At 62.1% G+C, this 16,979-nt stretch carries 19 protein-coding genes; 12 read left to right on the top strand and 7 right to left on the bottom strand.

All coding sequences use genetic code 11. The features are described 5' to 3' along the window. The first annotated feature begins 51 nt into the window (after positions 1 to 51). Genes ABSY17_RS11895 through ABSY17_RS11885 form a run of 3 tightly spaced genes read left to right on the top strand, consistent with a single transcriptional unit; the run spans position 52 to position 3,302 of the window. The gene (locus ABSY17_RS11895; protein ID WP_378950620.1) at positions 52 to 1,197 is read left to right on the top strand and encodes an alpha/beta hydrolase; all 1,146 of its coding nucleotides are present in this window, start codon (positions 52 to 54) and stop codon (positions 1,195 to 1,197) included. Between the two features lie 55 nt (positions 1,198 to 1,252). After that, the gene (locus tag ABSY17_RS11890; RefSeq protein WP_378950617.1) at positions 1,253 to 1,981 is read left to right on the top strand and encodes an esterase/lipase family protein; all 729 of its coding nucleotides are present in this window, start codon (positions 1,253 to 1,255) and stop codon (positions 1,979 to 1,981) included. Positions 1,982 to 2,006: 25 nt separating this feature from the next. Next, the gene (locus tag ABSY17_RS11885) at positions 2,007 to 3,302 is read left to right on the top strand and encodes an alpha/beta hydrolase (RefSeq protein WP_378950614.1); all 1,296 of its coding nucleotides are present in this window, start codon (positions 2,007 to 2,009) and stop codon (positions 3,300 to 3,302) included. Positions 3,303 to 3,328: 26 nt separating this feature from the next. Here the strand turns inward: ABSY17_RS11885 and ABSY17_RS11880 are convergent, their stop codons facing one another. From ABSY17_RS11880 to ABSY17_RS11870, 3 genes are all read right to left on the bottom strand, one after another. Then, positions 3,329 to 5,191, bottom strand: coding sequence for a murein L,D-transpeptidase (locus tag ABSY17_RS11880; RefSeq protein ID WP_378952619.1), 1,863 nt, complete (start codon positions 5,189 to 5,191; stop codon positions 3,329 to 3,331). A gap of 222 nt (positions 5,192 to 5,413) precedes the next feature. Continuing rightward, positions 5,414 to 6,298 (bottom strand): sulfite oxidase heme-binding subunit YedZ, encoded by an 885-nt coding sequence (locus ABSY17_RS11875; protein WP_378950612.1) that lies wholly within the window; start codon positions 6,296 to 6,298, stop codon positions 5,414 to 5,416. 124 nt (positions 6,299 to 6,422) lie between these two features. Next, entirely contained in the window at positions 6,423 to 6,776 is a 354-nt protein-coding gene (locus tag ABSY17_RS11870; RefSeq protein ID WP_378950610.1) for a gamma-butyrobetaine hydroxylase-like domain-containing protein, read from the bottom strand. A 170-nt stretch (positions 6,777 to 6,946) separates the two neighbouring features. Here ABSY17_RS11870 and moaA point away from each other — a divergent pair, with 170 nt between their 5' ends. The 9 genes from moaA to ABSY17_RS11825 all read left to right on the top strand — a co-directional run bounded on the left by moaA (position 6,947) and on the right by ABSY17_RS11825 (position 14,441). Further along, positions 6,947 to 7,942 carry a GTP 3',8-cyclase MoaA gene (gene moaA, locus ABSY17_RS11865; RefSeq protein ID WP_378950607.1) on the top strand — a complete coding sequence of 332 codons (996 nt, stop codon included), beginning with the start codon at positions 6,947 to 6,949 and terminating at the stop codon, positions 7,940 to 7,942. A gap of 155 nt (positions 7,943 to 8,097) precedes the next feature. Further along, entirely contained in the window at positions 8,098 to 9,018 is a 921-nt protein-coding gene (locus ABSY17_RS11860) for a DMT family transporter (protein WP_378950604.1), read from the top strand. Continuing rightward, entirely contained in the window at positions 9,015 to 9,635 is a 621-nt protein-coding gene (mobA, locus tag ABSY17_RS11855) for a molybdenum cofactor guanylyltransferase MobA (RefSeq protein WP_378950601.1), read from the top strand. Before ABSY17_RS11860 ends, mobA begins: the two co-directional genes overlap by 4 nt. A 2-nt stretch (positions 9,636 to 9,637) precedes the next feature. Next, a complete protein-coding gene (mobB, locus tag ABSY17_RS11850; RefSeq protein ID WP_378950599.1) occupies positions 9,638 to 10,150 on the top strand; it encodes a molybdopterin-guanine dinucleotide biosynthesis protein B in 513 nt (170 codons plus the stop codon). 163 nt (positions 10,151 to 10,313) lie between these two features. Continuing rightward, positions 10,314 to 11,093: an ABC transporter substrate-binding protein gene (locus ABSY17_RS11845; RefSeq protein WP_378950596.1), complete on the top strand. Its 780-nt coding sequence runs from the start codon at positions 10,314 to 10,316 to the stop codon at positions 11,091 to 11,093. Between the two features lie 134 nt (positions 11,094 to 11,227). Next, a complete protein-coding gene (locus ABSY17_RS11840; RefSeq protein ID WP_378950593.1) occupies positions 11,228 to 11,941 on the top strand; it encodes an ABC transporter permease in 714 nt (237 codons plus the stop codon). Further along, the gene (locus ABSY17_RS11835) at positions 11,938 to 12,768 is read left to right on the top strand and encodes an ABC transporter permease (protein ID WP_378950590.1); all 831 of its coding nucleotides are present in this window, start codon (positions 11,938 to 11,940) and stop codon (positions 12,766 to 12,768) included. Before ABSY17_RS11840 ends, ABSY17_RS11835 begins: the two co-directional genes overlap by 4 nt. Positions 12,769 to 12,858: 90 nt before the next feature. Next, complete coding sequence (locus ABSY17_RS11830; RefSeq protein ID WP_378950587.1) at positions 12,859 to 13,728, top strand: NAD(P)-dependent oxidoreductase; 870 nt, start codon at positions 12,859 to 12,861, stop codon at positions 13,726 to 13,728. Between the two features lie 11 nt (positions 13,729 to 13,739). After that, a complete protein-coding gene (locus ABSY17_RS11825) occupies positions 13,740 to 14,441 on the top strand; it encodes a DNA alkylation repair protein (protein ID WP_378950585.1) in 702 nt (233 codons plus the stop codon). On the opposite strand, the gene ABSY17_RS11820 is transcribed toward ABSY17_RS11825, so the two are convergent. The 4 genes from ABSY17_RS11820 to ABSY17_RS11805 form a co-directional block, all read right to left on the bottom strand. Next, positions 14,442 to 14,933 carry an Lrp/AsnC family transcriptional regulator gene (locus tag ABSY17_RS11820; RefSeq protein WP_378950582.1) on the bottom strand — a complete coding sequence of 164 codons (492 nt, stop codon included), beginning with the start codon at positions 14,931 to 14,933 and terminating at the stop codon, positions 14,442 to 14,444. 108 nt (positions 14,934 to 15,041) lie between these two features. Further along, complete coding sequence (locus ABSY17_RS11815; protein WP_378950579.1) at positions 15,042 to 15,659, bottom strand: uracil-DNA glycosylase family protein; 618 nt, start codon at positions 15,657 to 15,659, stop codon at positions 15,042 to 15,044. Positions 15,660 to 15,661: 2 nt separating this feature from the next. After that, entirely contained in the window at positions 15,662 to 16,273 is a 612-nt protein-coding gene (locus ABSY17_RS11810; RefSeq protein WP_378950576.1) for a glutathione S-transferase, read from the bottom strand. A 46-nt stretch (positions 16,274 to 16,319) separates the two neighbouring features. Further along, on the bottom strand, positions 16,320 to 16,937 hold the full coding sequence (locus tag ABSY17_RS11805) for a thermonuclease family protein (protein WP_378950573.1): 618 nt from the start codon (positions 16,935 to 16,937) through the stop codon (positions 16,320 to 16,322). Positions 16,938 to 16,979: the final 42 nt, after the last annotated feature.

Genomic DNA, 16,979 nt, shown 5'->3' with positions numbered 1-16,979 from the left:
AAGATTTGCTGCTCTTTGCTCCAGACACTCGCGACGAATTCGAGATGGAGCATGGCAGTCAAGCAGCGTCTGGCCTTACTTGCAGCCCTGATGCTGTTGACCGGCTGCGGCGGCCCCAGGGCGGTGATGGGGCTGGATTCGGCCAGACGGGGCGAACCCGCGACAGCCGTCCCGATTTTTATGGCGACCACGCGCGCCCGTTCCGACGACCTGTCACGGCCCTATTCGGCGGAACGGTCGCAAATGCTCAATTTCGCCGAGTTCGACATTGGCATTCCGCGCAACCACGTTCCCGGCGAGGTGGAAAAGACCGGCCATACCCCTGATCCAGCACGGCATTTCACCGCCCGGACCTATCGCCCGATCGACGACCGAAAGCAGTTCGTGGCGCAGCTCGACGCGGCGCTCATGCAGCGTCCGCCCGCCAGCCGCGAGATCTTCATCTTTGTCCACGGCTACAACAACAATATTGCCGACAGCGTCTTCCGCGCCGCGCAGATCGCGCAGGACTTCAACGTGCAGGCCGTCTCCCTGCACTATGCCTGGCCGTCAGGTGGAGCTTTGCCGCTTTATGTCTATGACCGGGACAGTACGGTTGTGGGGCGCGGCGGCCTTGCCGACACCATAGAGATCGCTGGCCAGACCAAGGCCAGTAGGATTATTCTGGTCGGCCATTCGATGGGGGCTTATGTCGTCATGGAAGCGCTGCGCGAACTGGCACAGACAGGTCGCGGCCGATATCTCAAGCGGCTGGGCGGCGTCGTGCTCGCAGCACCCGACATTGACGTCGATGCATTCCAGAGCCAGGTCAGGGACATCGGCGAATTGCCCCAACCCTTCGCAATCGTCGTCTCGCGTCGGGACCGGGCACTGAGCATTTCGAGACGTATTGCCGGTGGCCACCCGCGCGTCGGCAGCGGCTCCGACATCGCTCTTCTCCAGAAGAAAGGCATCACCGTTCTCGATGCCTCGGAACTCGATGGCGGAAACCATGCCGTCTTTGCCAGCTCCCCGACACTGATCGGCCTTTTCGGCAACGGTCTTCTCATGCGCCGCTTCATCGACAGCGATGAAGGCAGCGCCACCGAGACGGTTCTGGCCGACGGCGGCTCGGCGGTCGAAGGTGCTGCCGCGCTCGTCGTCTACCTGCCGGCGCGCATCATCGGCGGCGCCCTGATTGCCGGACGCAGTCGATGATTCAATCACCAGCCCCCGCCTTGAGGCAATCGATCAATCCGGACTAGTTTTTCCCATGCGTATTCTCATTGCATTGCTGTTCTCACTGTTTTCATCGGCTGCGTTTGCGCAGCAATGCGTCGTGCTTCTGCACGGCCTCGGCCGAACGGACTCGTCGTTCCTGCTGATGGAGGAGACGCTTGAGAGCTTCGACTTCAAGGTCGTCAACGACACTTATCCGTCGATGAACGCACCTATCGAAGAGCTGCTCGCCCATGTCGACGCCTCGGTCGCCCAATGCGGCAAGGTCGACAAGGTCCATTTCGTTACCCACTCCATGGGCGGTATCCTGTTGCGCGCCTGGCTTCTGGACCACCGGCCGGCCAATCTCGGCCGCAGCGTCATGCTTGGACCGCCCAACCACGGCTCGGAAATCGTCGATACGTTCGGACATCTGAGGGCATTCGAAATGATCAACGGCCCGGCGGGCATCCAGCTCGGAACGGGCGCCGACAGCATTCCCAACAGGCTTGGCCCGGCCACGTTCGAACTCGGCATCATCGCAGGCGACAGGAGCGTCAATCCGATCCTGTCCTCGATGTTCAGGGGGCCGAACGACGGCAAGGTGTCGGTGGAAAGCACCAAGCTCGAGGGCATGAGCGATCACATCGTCATCGCCACGACCCATACCTTCATGATGAACAACCCGCTCGTGATCGCTCAGACGTTGAACTTCCTCCGCAAGGGACATTTTGATCACGAGTTGACGCTGCACGAACTGTTCCGCCGCTTCGTCGGCAACTGAGCAGCTGGGGACCACAGGATAGACCATGCGCCGATACATCATCATCTTCCTCCTGCTCGTTGCCGGCATCACCGTCGCCATCTCGTTCCATCAGCCGCCCATGCGGCTGATGCCTGCTCCGGCGGTGTTCCTCGACGGAGAATCGAACGCCTTTTCCGCCAATCCGTCATTGACGCCCGATCCGCGCATTCCGCTGTTTTATGCGACGAACCGCCTGCCAATCGGGCCGCGCGACAACCGCCTCTACGCGGTGGTGCCGGGCCGCGACCTTCATCTTGGCGTGGCGACCGTCCGGATTGGAGACGAGGCTACGACCTGGGAGCGGATCTACGAATGGTCCACCCGCGCGAGCGAAGATCGGCGCCCGTTCCTTCATCTCGAAAACATGAGCGAACAGGCCTCGGTGACCCACGACGAGGAGCTGTCTCCGGAGGCAAAAGCCTGGTTCGCCGAGATCAATAAGGCGCTTGAAAACAGCCGCGACAAAGACGTCACCGTCTATGTCCACGGCGCCAACACCACAGTCGAGCGCGCCGCCGGCCAGGCAGCCCAGCTCCATCATTTCACCGGGCGCAATTCGGTCGTCGTCCTGTTCGCCTGGCCGACCGCCGAGAACTTCCTGCGCTATTCGCGCGACATGGTGACCGCGTTCGGTGCGGCCCCGCACCTCGCCAAGCTGGTCGAACTGCTGGCGGAAAATACCGACGCCAGGAACGTCAACGTGTTCACCTACAGCGCCGGCGGCACCGTCGGCAGCGACGCGCTTGCACTCGTCGGCAATGATGCATCCATGCCAGGGGCGGTTTCGCCGCGCCTCGGCGAGGTCTACCACGCCGCTCCCGACGCCGATTTCCGCAGCTTCGTCGATGACATGCGCGCATATGCCGACAAGGCCGAGCGGGTGACGGTCTCGGTCAACCTCAACGACAGTGCGCTCCGGCTCTCGCAGGTGGTCAATCGCGCCTCGCGGGCGGGACGGCCGGACATGAGGGAACTCACGCCCGAGGCCACGGAGTGGCTGCTCGGCGCAACGCAAGCCTACGGTCTCGAATTGCTGAGGGTACGTCCGGAAAACATTCCAGGCCTGTCGCAGCGGTCGCACACCTTCTGGTACGACGATCCATGGGTGAGCAGCGACGTGCTGATCACGCTTCTGTTCCACCTACCGCCTGACCAGCGCGGGCTTGACGACGGCAAGGCCCCGTCTGGCGCCGAGTACTGGACCTTCCCGCCAGACTATCCGGAGCGACTGGCAGGCGTGATGGCCAAGCTGCGCACGCAGGAAAAGCCGGCCTCGCCGGACGCGGCCACGGGCCCCTGATCGCGCCTACGTCGGGCGCGAAGCAATCAGATGCTCGGCGCCCGCGCCGCCTCGGTCTTCGCCACCGCCTCCTTGAGCTTGGCGTCGCGATCGTAGACGTCGCCAAAATACTCGACCTTGCCGTCGAGATCGGGCCAGGCGGTGAAGTAGGCGACGTAGACCGGAATCTTGCGGTTCACCTTCTCGAAGGAGTGGCCCTGCTTGAGCTTGGCGGCGACATGATCGACGCTGGTGCCGAGCACGGCTGCCGCCATGCCGCGCGGATCCGACAGGCGGATGCAGCCATGGCTGAACGCGCGGTTGTCACGATTGAACAGCGCCTTCTGTGGCGTGTCGTGCATGTAGATGGCGTGCTTGTTAGGGAACAGGATCTTGAGTTCGCCAAGCGCATTGGCCTCGCTCGGCGCCTGGCGCACGTTGAACGGCACCTTGCCGCCATACTGGCCCCAGTCGATCGCCGAGGACGGGACGCGCTGGCCGCTCGAATCGGTGACCTCATAGCCCGCACGGTCGAGATAGCTCGGATCCTGGCGCAAGCGCGGCAGCATTTCGTTGACGATGATCGACTGCGGCACGCCCCAGTAAGGATTGTAGTCGACCTGCTCGATCTCGTCCTGGAAGAAGCTGGTCTGGTTGGCGGTCTTGCCGATCACCGTCTTCATGTTCAGCTTCTCAGCACCGTCTTCGATGTAGGTCGCGGTGAAAGCCGGCTGATTGATGAAGACGCGCGTGCTGCCGAGATCGGAAGGCAGCCAGCGCAACTGTTCGAGCGCCACCAGAACCTTGTCGAGCCGGTCGGCCTTGGAAGTGCCAGCGAGCGCTGCCACCGTGCGCGGACCGACGACGCCGTCGGCCTTGAGCCCTGCCCGCTTCTGCACCGCTTCGATGACCGGCACCAGTTCGGGCAAGTAGACATCACTATCGACGAGGCGGGCGAGCACTTCGCCAAATTGTCCGCCCATCTCGTCGTCGAGATCGCGGGCGATGATATGCAGCAGCTTGGGCAGTTCCAGGCTTGTTTCGCCGGGTTTTAGCACGAGCTTGGGATCGACGACGATCGCGTTTTCCTCACTTGCCCGCAACGTCTCCAGTTCGGCGCGCAGCGCCTTGTATTCCGGATTTTGGGGATGATACGCCTCGAGCAGTCCACGCACGTCCTGTGCCTGGCTCAGCGTCTTGAGCACGCCGGCCATGTCGAGGGGCTTGGCGGCAAAATCATAGTAGCCGGAGATGCGGTTCGGATCGATCCGACCGCCCTGGGCGTCATGGACATAGCGCAATGCGCGCGCCGACAGTGCCATCTCGAAGCGCATCAGGTCCTGCAGACCGCCAGCGGCGTCGATCGGCCCAGCGCCCGCAGTCGGTGCAGAAACCGCATAGTCTGCCGGGTTCAGGCCATGGCTGGCGGCGTCGTTCAGAATCCGGATCGCCTCTTCGGCGCGGCTGTTGGCGGCGTGGTCGCTGACCCAGATGAAATCGGGATTGGCCGAGTAATATTCGACCAGCGCCTTGGCGATTTCCTTCTCGGCACTGAGTTCGAATTCGGCTAGCCCGCCGATCGCCTCGCGAAAGGCCGATCCCGGTAGGCTGGGCTCGAGCGAAACCGACTGGGTGGCGGAGATGAGCTTGGAAAAATCGACCGAAACCATCTGGTCGGCCTTGTAGTTGTAGTAGGATGGCGCGCTGATCTTTGCTGCCTGAACCGGCGCACGCTTCCTTTCCGGCTGGGGCGGCGGTGGATATTCGCCGCGCGGTTGACGATAGGCGCGGTTGCCACCGCCAAACAGTATATCGAGGAGGTTTTGCGCGCCTGCGTCAGGCGCGCCCATCGCAAGGCTCGCAGCCAACGCTGCCAGCGGAAGAGAAATCGACCTTTTCAGGAATGCCATCGTCATCAAGTACCCATCCCTGCCGCAAATGTGGCCTGGAATCCCCATCGCGCCCGGTTGGAGATTTGCTGTCGCCGCATGGCGGATGTAAGGCGCGCCCGTATCGATTCATACTGATAACGTTAAGCTTTCATAAATTTCCCTGGAGCTGTTGCCGAACAGTTTCATATCGGCGCGAGACGACGCTCCTGTGCGCCGGACGAACAGTGAGAATCGCATTGCTCAGGCGGCAGCGCTTGCCGCGCGCCTGCCCCGCTGAGGAGCGGACTTGCTCATCGAACGGACATAACCGACCAGCGCAACCCCAAGACCTGTCGCCAGAACCCACCATCCCGGACGGATCGAGTACGAGAACTGCAGATTGGCGGCGAGCACACGGCTTGGCGGCACGCCGGTCGCCAAGCCGTACCAGGCCGCCTCTACGGCCACTGTCGCCAGTGCCGCCGCAACGGCGATTGCAACGAGCACGAGCGGCGACGTCAGATTGAAGCCGCGCCAATGGCCCATGCGATAGAACATCAGCAGCATGAAAAAGCCTGCCATCAGCGTCGGCTGGTAGACATCGGCCTTGGACTGCATGAAGAAATGCAGCGCAGCCATTATGCCGAGGCCGTAGACGATCCTGTGCAGGCGGTTCCAGTTGCTGCCAAGCTTTCGGATCGCCTGGTCTGTCGATGTGGCGCCGAGGAAAAGCAGCCCCAGCAAGGCGACAAAGCCGATGGTGAGGTAGATCCGCAGTGCGATCTCGCTCGCCACCCGCCACAGATCCCAGTTCTGGTCGAAAAAATAGAGCACCAGATGGCCGAGCGCATAGCCCAACGCGGCGATGCCGAGCATGCGACGGACAAGGATCAGCCTGGGCCACTGGCCGATGCGCCGCAAAGGCGTGACAGCGAGGGTAAGCAACAGGAAACGGATCGCCCAATCTCCGGTATGATGGATCGCGGCGGTGAATGGCCGCGGTCCGAGCAGGCCGCCCGTAGGCGCCAGCGACGGGAACCCGGTCACCGCATAGTAGGCAAGCAGCAGTGCCGGAACCAGGGTGCCGGCAAAGGCCGTTGCCTTGAGGGATGAGAATTTTCCGGCGCGGTCGGTCCAGGGCGTCATGCAAAATGGCTCTGTTTCATCATGCCCGGTATACGGCTGAAGCAGGATCTAAGTTACAAGCGGGCAATCACTTTGTCTTGAGCAGTTACCAAGCCGACCGATTTTCACGGTGGGCGACAGCCGCCTAACGGTCGCGCGAAAGCCCTTTCGCCGCCAGTTCGTCCAGATAACCCTGCCAGCGAGCATCCTTCTCGTGGCCGAGCGTGTGGAGATAATTCCAGGTAAAAATGCCGGTGTCGTGGAAATCGTCGAATGTGATGCGCACGGCATAGTTTCCCACCGGCTCGATCTTGAGGATCGCCACATCCTTCTTGCCCGGCACCGTCACGCGTTGCTCGGGCGAATGGCCCTGCACCTCGGCCGAGGGCGAAAGCACGCGCAGCATTTCGGCCGGAAGCTCGAACGGCTGATGGTCGGGAAAGGTCACCGTCAGCAGCCTGCGATCCTTGGAGACCCTCAATTCCTTCGGTGCCGTCATGATATGCCCTGCCGTTTCGTGTCCCCCTTCACTACTGCGCTTCGCAAGGCGCGGAAAGCACCATTCGCAGTACCCAGCCCACCCTTGATTGACAGTGCGCCACACACGACATAGCGATATGGGAACTATGCCGCGTGAGACGGCGCAAACGGGAAACGGAAGCGCAGGCCATGGACATGATCGATCCTTTCGGTCGCTCGATCAGCTATCTGCGCGTGTCTGTGACGGATCGCTGCGATTTCCGCTGCACCTACTGCATGGCCGAGGACATGGCCTTCCTGCCCAAGAAGGACCTGCTGTCGCTCGAGGAACTCGACCGTCTCTGCACCGTCTTCATCGACAAGGGGGTGAAGAAGCTGCGCCTGACCGGCGGTGAACCGCTGGTGCGCAAGAACATCATGCATCTGGTACGCCAGTTGTCGCGCCACCTCGAAAGCGGCGCGCTGGACGAACTGACGCTGACCACAAATGGCTCGCAGCTTTCACGCTTCGCGCAGGAACTGGCAGACTGCGGCGTTCGCCGCATCAACGTTTCGCTCGACACGCTCGACGCCGACAAATTCCACACCATCACGCGCTGGGGACAGCTTTCCAAGGTTCTGGAAGGCATCGACGCGGCACAGGCCGCCGGGCTGCATGTGAAGCTCAATGCGGTTGCGCTGAAGGGCTTCAACGACGCGGAAATCCCCGAAATGCTTCGCTGGGCGCATGGCCGCGGCATGGACCTGACGCTCATCGAAACGATGCCGATGGGCGAGATCGATGCCGACCGCACCGACCAGTATCTGCCGCTGTCGCTGTTGAGGGCCGATCTCGAGCGGCAGTTCACCCTGACCGACATCCCGTTCAAGACCGGCGGTCCGGCGCGCTATGTCGAGGTCGAGGAAACCGGCGGTCGGCTCGGCTTCATCACCCCGATGACGCATAATTTCTGCGAGAGCTGCAATCGGGTGCGACTGACCTGCACCGGCACGCTCTATATGTGCCTCGGGCAGAATGACGATGCCGACCTCAGGGCGCCGTTGCGAGCCTCCGAGGGCAACGAACTTTTGTCGAACGCCATCGACGAGGCGATCGGCCGCAAGCCCAAGGGCCACGATTTCGTCATCGATCGGCGGACCAATCGTCCCGCCGTTTCGCGCCACATGAGCGTGACCGGGGGCTGACTGGCCCGCAGGCAATAAACGCCCCCTCGTTGGCGTGATAGCCAACAGCCTCAAGGGACCGTGACCCGTCGCCGGCCATTGGCCCATCCGATTGCCATTGCTGTTTTGCGTGAGCGTGCTTAAGCCGTAGGCAGCAGCAGCAATGGGAAGCCCAATTGCCTTTTTCCTCGAATAGCCGCGGCGCCGTCTTCATGGTGATCGCGATGGCCGCATTCACCTTCAGTGACGCGCTGAGCAAGCTGGCGTCTCAATCGATCAATCCAGGGCAGTTGATGCTGGTGCGCGGCGTGTTTGCCACAACCCTCATCGGCCTTCTCGCCTGGCACCAGGGCGCGCTCGGGGGAGTACGCCAGTACCTGCACCCGATGGTGTTTCTTCGGCTTTTCGGCGAAGTCGGCGCAACCCTGACTTTCCTGACCTCCCTGCCCCATCTGCCGCTCGCCAACGTGTCGGCCATGCTGCAGGCGCTTCCGCTGGCTGTTACCATCGGGGCTGCACTGTTTCTCGGCGAAGGCGTGGGCTGGCGACGCTGGCTGGCCATCGCGATAGGTTTCGGCGGCGTGCTGGTGATCGTCCGGCCCGGGATGGATGGATTCAACGTCTTCTCCGTGCTGGTGCTGGTTTCGGTCGGCTTTTGCGCGATCCGTGATCTTGCGACGCGCAAGATCCCCGGCCATGTCCCTTCCGTGTTCGTATCGACGGTCACAGCGATCGTGGTGACCTTGACCGGGGCGGTGACCGTCGTACCCTTTGGCGGCTGGAGGCCGATGTCGATCGAACTGGTCGTTATCCTGGCAGGTGCGGCCGTGCTCGTGCTTTTTGGCTATCAGTTCATCATCAATGCGATGCGCGAGGGTGAAATCTCGTTCATCGCGCCGTTCCGCTACACCTCGCTGGTCTGGGCAATCGCGCTCAGTATCCTCGTCTTCAATGACATGCCCGATGGCGCCATGATCGCCGGCGCCACCCTCATCGTCGCATCGGGCCTCTATTCACTCTATCGCGAACGCATTGTCGGCAAGACCAGGCCAGCAGCCGAGAGCACAGGGCCGGCCATGGCACCGGACGGCATATGACCGGCCAGATCGCAGGGCTTATCCTCGCTGGTGGACTCTCCCGCCGGATGGGCGGCACCGACAAGGCGCTGCTGCCCCTGCACGGACAGCCGCTGATCGGCCGCGTGCTCGACCGCCTTCGGCCGCAGGCAACGCCAATCGCCATCAACACAAATGGCGACCCTGCACCCTTTCAACCCTTTGGCGTCGATATCATCGCAGACACCCTCGCCGGCTATCAGGGGCCGCTCGCCGGCATTCTCGCCGGCTTCGAATGGGCAACGGTCAAGCCGAAGATTACTCATCTGCTCAGCGTCGCCGGCGATACGCCATTCTTTCCGCCAGACCTCGCCGCTCGGCTCGCAACTGCCGGCGATCCAGCGCGCATTCGCGTTGCCGCCTCTGCCGGGCGTCTGCATCCGACCTTTGCCTTGTGGCCCGTCCAGTTGCGCGACAAGCTTGCGGCTTTCCTGGAAAGCGGCGATATCCGGCGGGTGATAACTTTTCTCGAGCAAACCGGCATGGACGCCGTGGATTTCCCGAACGAGCAGCTCGGACGGGCAACGGTTGATCCGTTCTTCAACATCAACACGCCTGAGGATCTTGCACAGGCGGAACGTCTGCTCAGCGGAGCCTGATGATGACGCACCGCGTATTCGGTATCACCGGCTGGAAGAATTCCGGCAAGACGACGCTGACCGAACGGCTGGTTTCCGCACTTGTCGCCCGCGGCTGGCGGGTATCGACCATCAAGCACGCCCACCACGACTTCGACATCGACAAGCCAGGTGCCGACAGTTTCCGTCACCGCGAAGCCGGTGCAACCGAAGTGGCCATCGTCTCGGGGCGTCGCTGGGCCTTGATGCACGAGTTGCGCAACGAGAACGAGCCTTCGCTCGACGACGTTCTCGCCCGAATAGCACCGTGCGACCTGGTGTTGGTCGAGGGCTACAAGCGCGAGCGCCACCTCAAGATCGAAACGCGCCGGCTGGAGTCGAAGGACCGTTCGCCACTGACGGCCACCGACCCTGCGATCGTTGCCATTGCGTCGGATCATCCGGTCGAAGGCGAGACGCTGCCGGTATTCGGGATCGATGACATCGATGCAATCGCAGATTTCATCGAGATACGCGCCGGCCTTGCCAGAAATTAACGTAACGTCAGCGAGCTCTTGCGGAGACGTTCACAGCTAACCCCTGATTCACGATTGCTTTTTTGCTGAAAACAGTGGGAGTATCCCCACCAACGAACGGAAAACTTCCGTCGTCCGGTCGAGTGGGAGTATATTTGACCGGAATCGAATAGAGAGGAGCATTATGAAAATTTCAACTCGCATCGCCTTGGCCGCATCGGCGGCACTCGCGCTCACCATCGGAGCCGCGCAGGCGCAGGAAAAGACGCTGAAGATCGCCACCGAAGGCGCATATCCTCCGTTTAACAACCTCACCTCCGACGGCAAGCTCGTTGGCTTCGACGTCGACATCGCCAACGCCCTTTGCGCGGAGATGAAGGTCAAGTGCGAGATCGTCGCCCAGGAATGGGACGGCATGATTCCTGCTCTTCAGGCCGGCAAGTTCGACGCCATCATCGCCCAGATGTCGATCACGCCGGAGCGCAAGGAAAAGATCGACTTCTCCAAGAAGTACATCAACACGCCGGCAGTGATTGCAGCCGCCAAGGACACCGACATCAAGGGTGTCACCAAGGAAGACCTCGCCGGCAAGACGATTGGCGTCCAGGGCTCGACCATCCACTACAACTACGCCGAAAAGGTCTTCACCGACAGCGAGATCAAGTCCTATCCGAGCTCGGAAGAATACAAGCTGGATATGGCCAACGGCCGCGTCGACGCCGTCAGCGACGACCTCGTGTCCATCCAGCAGTGGCTCGACACGCCGGATGGCGCTTGCTGCAAGATCGTCGGCACCATTCCGAACATGCCTGAAATTCACGGCGAAGGCGCCGGCGTTGGCGTCCGCAAGGGCGAAACCGCTCTGGCCGACCAGTTCACGGCTGCCATTGCCGCGATCCGCGCCAACGGCAAGTACAAGGAAATCAACGACCAGTACTTCAAGTTCGACGTCTATGGCGACTGAGCCTGCCACGGCCTGAAAAACTGGACAGGCGGCGGGACAAGTTCCCGCCGTTTGGCTAACATGGACAAAACGACAAGCCGCCATGAAAGGCGGGCGGCCTCCTGCAACCGGGGGCAAAAGGGGACAGCCGACCGATGCAGAGCATCTGGGCGCTTCTGAGTTTCGGACCGGACGGTTGGGGCGACGACCTCGCCCGCGGCGTGTTCACGACCGTTTCGCTAGCCTTGGTCACCTTGCCGTTGGGATTGCTGATCGGCTTCCTCGTGGCGCTTGCCAAGCAGTCGAGCGAGCCCTCGATGCGCCTCGCCGGCAACATCTACACAACCATCTTCCGTGGCCTGCCGGAACTCTTGACCCTGTTCCTGGTGTTCTATGGCGCACAGATCGGCATCCAGCAGGTCGTGCGCCTGGTCAGCCCGGATACGACGGTCGAGATCAACAGCTTCATCGCCGGCATGGTGGCGCTCGGCGTGGTCTTCTCCTCCTATGCCAGCGAGGTGTTCCTCTCGGCCTTTCGCGCCATTCCGCGCGGCCAGTATGAGGGTGGCTACTCGGTCGGGCTTTCGCCGCGCCAGACCATGCGGCTGGTGATCCTGCCGCAGCTCGTGCGCATCGCCCTGCCCGGCCTCTCCAATCTCTGGCTCATCCTGCTCAAGGATACCGCGCTGGTATCGGCGATAGGACTGACCGACATTCTGCGGCAGGCGAGCATCGCCTCGCGCGTCACCAAACAGGCCTTCCTGTTCTTCGGCGTCGCCTGCCTGATCTATCTGGCTCTCGCCATCATCTCGTCCTTCGGCATCCGCGCCATCGAGCGCAGGGTCGGCAAGCGGGAGGCCGCGCGGTGAACGCTTCGACAGAAACAGTTGAGAAAGTGCAGCGCCCGCCCGCCCCGCCACGCGGCTGGCCGAGAAAGCGCATCATCGGATGGATTCTGGTCGGCCTGTGGATCGCCCTGGGCCTCGGCCTGGTCTTCTACCTGTTCGATGCCTGGAACCCCGAGCTTTTCGCCAAATACGCGCCAAGCTATCTGTCCGGACTGCGCGTGACGCTGACGCTGGTCGCGATCTCCATCATCCTCGGCGCCATCCTGTCGCTGCCGATCTGCTACGCGCGCATGTCGAAGAACCGCGTGCTGAATGCTATCTCCTATGGATATGTCTATTTCTTCCGGGGCACGCCGCTGCTCGCCCAGACATTCCTGATCTACTACGGCTTTGGTTCGTTCCGGCCGCAACTCGAAGCGGTGGGCCTTTGGGGCTTTTTCCGCGAGGCATGGTATTGCGCCATCCTGGCCTTCGCACTCAACACGGCAGCCTACCAGGCCGAGATCCTGCGCGGCGCTATCGAAAGCGTGGGCAAGGGCCAGTGGGAGGCAGCCTCCGCACTCGGACTGTCGAAGCTGCAGACGATGTACAAGGTGATCCTGCCGCAGGCATTGATCGTGGCACTTCGTCCCTATGGCAACGAGATCATCTTGATGATCAAGGGCTCGGCTATCGTCGCCATCATCACAGTCTACGATCTCATGGGTGAAACACGCCGCGCATTTTCGCGCACTTTCGACTTCCAGACTTATCTCTGGGCGGCTCTGCTCTATCTGTCGCTGGTCGAAACCTTGCGCCATCTGGTGGAATGGATCGAGAGACGCATCACCCGTCATCTCCATCGCTGAACGCCAATCGCAACAAGCGTTCTACTTGACGAAAATGCCTCGGGGCATAAACCACGAGGCCAGGATACTCGGATTTTGAAAGGTTCTGCCATGGCATCGGTCGCGTTCCTGGGTCTCGGCGTCATGGGCTATCCCATGGCCGGACATCTCAAGAACAAGGGCGGGCACGACGTGACCGTCTACAACAGGACCGAAGAGAAGGCCAAGAAATGGCTGGCGCAGCATGGCGGAGCCCACGCGACGACGCCGGCCGAAGCCGCGAAAGACAAGGATTTCGTCTTCGCCTGCGTCGGCAATGACGACGACCTGCGCTCCGTGACGACAGGCGAGCACGGCGCTTTCCTGTCGATGAAAAAGGGGGCGGTCTTCATCGACAACACCACTGCCTCGGCCGAGGTGGCTCGTGAATTGGCTGCGGAAGCAATGGCCCGCGGCTTCCACTTCCTCGACGCGCCGGTGTCCGGCGGCCAGGCCGGTGCCGAGAACGGCGCGCTGACCGTCATGGTCGGCGGCGAGCAGGATGTCTTCGACCGCGCAAGGCCGGTGATCGAGTCTTTCGCCCGCATGGTCGGCCTGATGGGACCAACTGGGGCCGGACAGCTGACCAAGATGGTCAACCAGATCTGCATTGCCGGCCTGGTCCAGGGGCTTGCCGAAGGCATCCACTTCGGCAAGCAGGCCGGTCTCGACATCGAAAAGGTCGTCGAGGTCATCTCCAAGGGTGCAGCCGGTTCCTGGCAGATGGAGAACCGCCACAAGACGATGAATGCCGGAAAATACGATTTCGGCTTCGCCATCGACTGGATGCGCAAGGACCTGGGCATCTGCCTGGCGGAAGCCGACCGCAACGGCGCCAAGCTGCCGGTGACGGCCCTTGTCGACCAATTCTACAAGGATGTGCAGGCCATGGGCGGCAGGCGCTGGGACACCTCCTCGCTGCTCGCCCGGCTCGAAAAGTAGCACCGGCCAGCATGACCCTCACGCCAACGTCGAGTGCCGACGAGATCGTCGCGTACCTGCGCACGCTGGCCTCGGACGAAAACCGCGCCGGCATGGGCCGATATGGCATCCGTACCGACAATGCCCTCGGCATCTCGAACGCGGTGCTCGGGCCAATCGCCAAGACCGTGAAATGGGACCACGAAAGGTCTCTGCTGCTATGGTCGACGGGAATCCGCGAGGCACGGATTCTTGCTATCGGCACCGACGAACCGGCCAGGATCACGCGTGCCCGCGCCGACGCCATGGCCGATGACTTCGAAAGTTGGGAGATTGTCGATCACGCCGTGCATCTCTTCTGCATGGCAGGATTGGCCCACGAGATCATCCCGGCCTATGCGGCAGATGAACGCGAGTTCGTTCGCCGAGCCGCCTTCGCCGCGATCGCCACCGCCGCGGTGCACCTGAGACATGAACCGCACGAGACCTTCGTTGGCTGGCTCGCCCTGGTCGAGGTTCATTCTACCGACGACAGGAATTTCGTCAGGAAAGCCATCAACTGGGCACTGCGGCAAGTGGGCAAGCGGTCTACGGCGCTACACCTCCATGCCCTCAATCTCGCGACGAAACTGGCAGCCAGCACGGACAAGACTGCAAGATGGATCGGCAAGGACGCGGTGCGCGAACTTGCCGACCCAAAGCTTCTCGTACGCCTGAATGCAAAGAGACGCTAATCAGGCTGCGCTGGCCCCGCTTTCCTTGTCGAGGATCATGTAATCGAGCGGCATCTCTGTCGTGTACTTGATCTGCTCCATGGCGAAGGAAGACGACACGTCGCGGATCTCGATCTTCGCGATCAGGCGCTTGTAGAAGGCATCATAGGCCGCAATGTCAGGCACTACGACGCGAAGCAGGTAGTCGATGTCGCCGCTCATGCGGTAGAACTCGATGACTTCAGGGAACTCCTGAATGACCTCGGAAAAGCGGCGTAGCCACTCGTGGCTGTGCGAGTTCGTGCGGATCGAGACGAAGACGGTGACGCGCGCATTGATCTTTTCCGGGGAAAGGATGGCGACCCGGCGCCTGATGACGCCCTCTTCCTCGAGCTTCTGGATACGGCGCCAGCACGGCGTGGTGGACAGCCCGACTTTCTTGGCGACATCGGCGACTGCCAGTGTCGCATCCTCCTGGAGGAGGCGAAGAATCTTCCGGTCAAGGCGGTCCATATGCGGGCTCCGTTAGAAAAGGTTCGCCATAATCCTGTTATTGGACCCATCATACAAGAAAGGAATTCTCCGAACACCCCGCATCGTCGGTATTGTTTTCCATTTCGCCTAGCGGAGACGACGCTGGATTTCTACCTTCAGAAAAGGCAGCAATTCCGTTTCAAACCAGGGATTCCGCTTGATCCAGCCCGTATTGCGCCACGATGGGTGCGGCAAGGGCAGGACATGCGGCGACGAGCAGCGGTCCCAAACGGCTCGCCAGTCGGCAACAGTTTCGGTCAGCGTGCCTGCTCGTGAAGGGCCCATATGCCATTGCTGGGCATATTGACCGACCGCCAGCACCAGATCGACCTGCGGCATCAGCGCCAACAGTCGCGCCCGCCAGGCCGGCGCGCATTCGCGCCGCGGCGGCAGGTCGCCGCCCTTGGCATCCTGCCCGGGAAAGCAAAACCCCATCGGCACGATGGCGAATTTCGCCGGGTCGTAGAAGGTCGCCGAAGATACCCCCAGCCAGTCACGCAGACGGTCACCTGAGGCATCGGTAAAGGGTGCGCCGCTCAGATGCACCTTGGTGCCGGGCGCCTGTCCGGCGATGAGTATCCGCGCCGTCGAAGAGGCCGTCACCACCGGGCGCGGCTCATGCGGGAGGGGCCTGCCTGCCGGATGTTCCACGCAGATGCGACAGGCCCTGATCTCCGCGACGAGCCGGTCCAGTTCCTCGGACATTCTCAGGCCCCGGCGCTCGGCCTGGCAGCAAGGGCGCGATACCAACGCAACACGTTGGAAAGCTCGTCGGCCACCGCAATCCGCGCCGGCTTCATGAAGTCGATGGCGATCAGGCCGGTAATGTCGGCGATGGAGAACTCGTCGCCCGCCGCGAATTCCCGCGATGCGAGTTCCTTGTCGAGCAATGCCAGGAACTCGACAGCCTTGGGCTTGTTGACCTCGCCCCACTCCGGCACCTGCGGCACCTCCCACTCCCTCATGGCGGGATGGATATGGCGGAAGGCGAAGGCCACCGGCTGGAACAGGTTGAACTCGATACGCCGCTGCCACATTTCGACGAGCGCCCTGCCCAGCGCCCCGCGGCCGAACAACGCCGGCTCAGGATGCAACTCCTCGAAATAGCGGCAGATGGCGACGGATTCGGTAATGATCGTACCGTCGTCGAGTTCGAGCACGGGCAGGCGCCGTAGCGGGTTGCGCGAAGCGACCTCGCCCGCCTTGTGTTCGAGCGCGCCCATATCGACCGGCACCATCGGCACCTCGATGCCCTTCTCGGCAAGGAATACCCGCACGCGTCGCGGATTGGGCGCACGGCCTCCGTCAAACAGCTTCAATTTCTGCTCCCCAGCTTGGTCTGATCATTCAAGTATAGGCCTCCAGCTACGACAACCGAAAGATTTCCCGCAGCCAATTGACTATGCTCCCGTAGACGCCGTGCTCGACCTCCAGCACATTGCCATGCGTCCGTCGCCATTCGCGCGGCCTGTCGAACTCGCCGGCCCAGATACCGAGCCGGTCGCGGCGCGCAACCGCCTCTTCCGCACCGTAGTCGCCATAAGCCACTGCCCAGCCGGTCTCGACCTGCGTCCGGTTGAGATCGATGCCGCCGGCGCTGCATTCACCAAGCAGGCGACCGTACCGGTCCCGCTCCCAGCCCGTGCATGTCACCTGTCGCCCGGCGACGAGCTTGGTCAGCGCCTCACGGGAGCGCCGGCCACAGGGATAGGCCTCGCCATCGTTGCGGCAGGTCTGCGAATATTCGGGCGCATCTATGCCACGCAGGCGGATGCGCTCGGTGCCAAGCGTGATGGAATCGCCATCGTTTATGACCGGCACACCTTCGGCCTGGCGTGTCTCGACCCGATCCAGCCGAGCCGAGACGACGAAGAGAAGCCCGAATATCGCCGCCGTCAGCCCATAGTCGGCAATCTTGCGCCAGCGGCTGCGCGGACGCCTGAAATACCGCTGCCGCGGCCTGCCTGGCCACGAACGGCTCATATGGCAAACAATCCCTTAATCATTCCAGCCTAGCGTGCAGTC

The organism is Mesorhizobium sp. ANAO-SY3R2 (assembly GCF_042466635.1).
In the GTDB taxonomy this organism is placed as follows: domain Bacteria; phylum Pseudomonadota; class Alphaproteobacteria; order Rhizobiales; family Rhizobiaceae; genus Aminobacter.
This window is presented reverse-complemented; position numbering and strand designations above follow the sequence as displayed.

Coding starts and splice junctions, on each gene's coding strand:
- ABSY17_RS11895 (WP_378950620.1), top strand. CDS start 52: ATGGCAGTCAAGCAGCGTCTGGCCTTACTTGCAGCCCTGATGCTGTTG.
- ABSY17_RS11890 (WP_378950617.1), top strand. CDS start 1,253: ATGCGTATTCTCATTGCATTGCTGTTCTCACTGTTTTCATCGGCTGCG.
- ABSY17_RS11885 (WP_378950614.1), top strand. CDS start 2,007: ATGCGCCGATACATCATCATCTTCCTCCTGCTCGTTGCCGGCATCACC.
- ABSY17_RS11880 (WP_378952619.1), bottom strand. CDS start 5,191: ATGGCATTCCTGAAAAGGTCGATTTCTCTTCCGCTGGCAGCGTTGGCT.
- ABSY17_RS11875 (WP_378950612.1), bottom strand. CDS start 6,298: ATGACGCCCTGGACCGACCGCGCCGGAAAATTCTCATCCCTCAAGGCA.
- ABSY17_RS11870 (WP_378950610.1), bottom strand. CDS start 6,776: ATGACGGCACCGAAGGAATTGAGGGTCTCCAAGGATCGCAGGCTGCTG.
- moaA (WP_378950607.1), top strand. CDS start 6,947: ATGGACATGATCGATCCTTTCGGTCGCTCGATCAGCTATCTGCGCGTG.
- mobA (WP_378950601.1), top strand. CDS start 9,015: ATGACCGGCCAGATCGCAGGGCTTATCCTCGCTGGTGGACTCTCCCGC.
- mobB (WP_378950599.1), top strand. CDS start 9,638: ATGACGCACCGCGTATTCGGTATCACCGGCTGGAAGAATTCCGGCAAG.
- ABSY17_RS11845 (WP_378950596.1), top strand. CDS start 10,314: ATGAAAATTTCAACTCGCATCGCCTTGGCCGCATCGGCGGCACTCGCG.
- ABSY17_RS11840 (WP_378950593.1), top strand. CDS start 11,228: ATGCAGAGCATCTGGGCGCTTCTGAGTTTCGGACCGGACGGTTGGGGC.
- ABSY17_RS11830 (WP_378950587.1), top strand. CDS start 12,859: ATGGCATCGGTCGCGTTCCTGGGTCTCGGCGTCATGGGCTATCCCATG.
- ABSY17_RS11825 (WP_378950585.1), top strand. CDS start 13,740: ATGACCCTCACGCCAACGTCGAGTGCCGACGAGATCGTCGCGTACCTG.
- ABSY17_RS11820 (WP_378950582.1), bottom strand. CDS start 14,933: ATGGACCGCCTTGACCGGAAGATTCTTCGCCTCCTCCAGGAGGATGCG.
- ABSY17_RS11815 (WP_378950579.1), bottom strand. CDS start 15,659: ATGTCCGAGGAACTGGACCGGCTCGTCGCGGAGATCAGGGCCTGTCGC.
- ABSY17_RS11805 (WP_378950573.1), bottom strand. CDS start 16,937: ATGAGCCGTTCGTGGCCAGGCAGGCCGCGGCAGCGGTATTTCAGGCGT.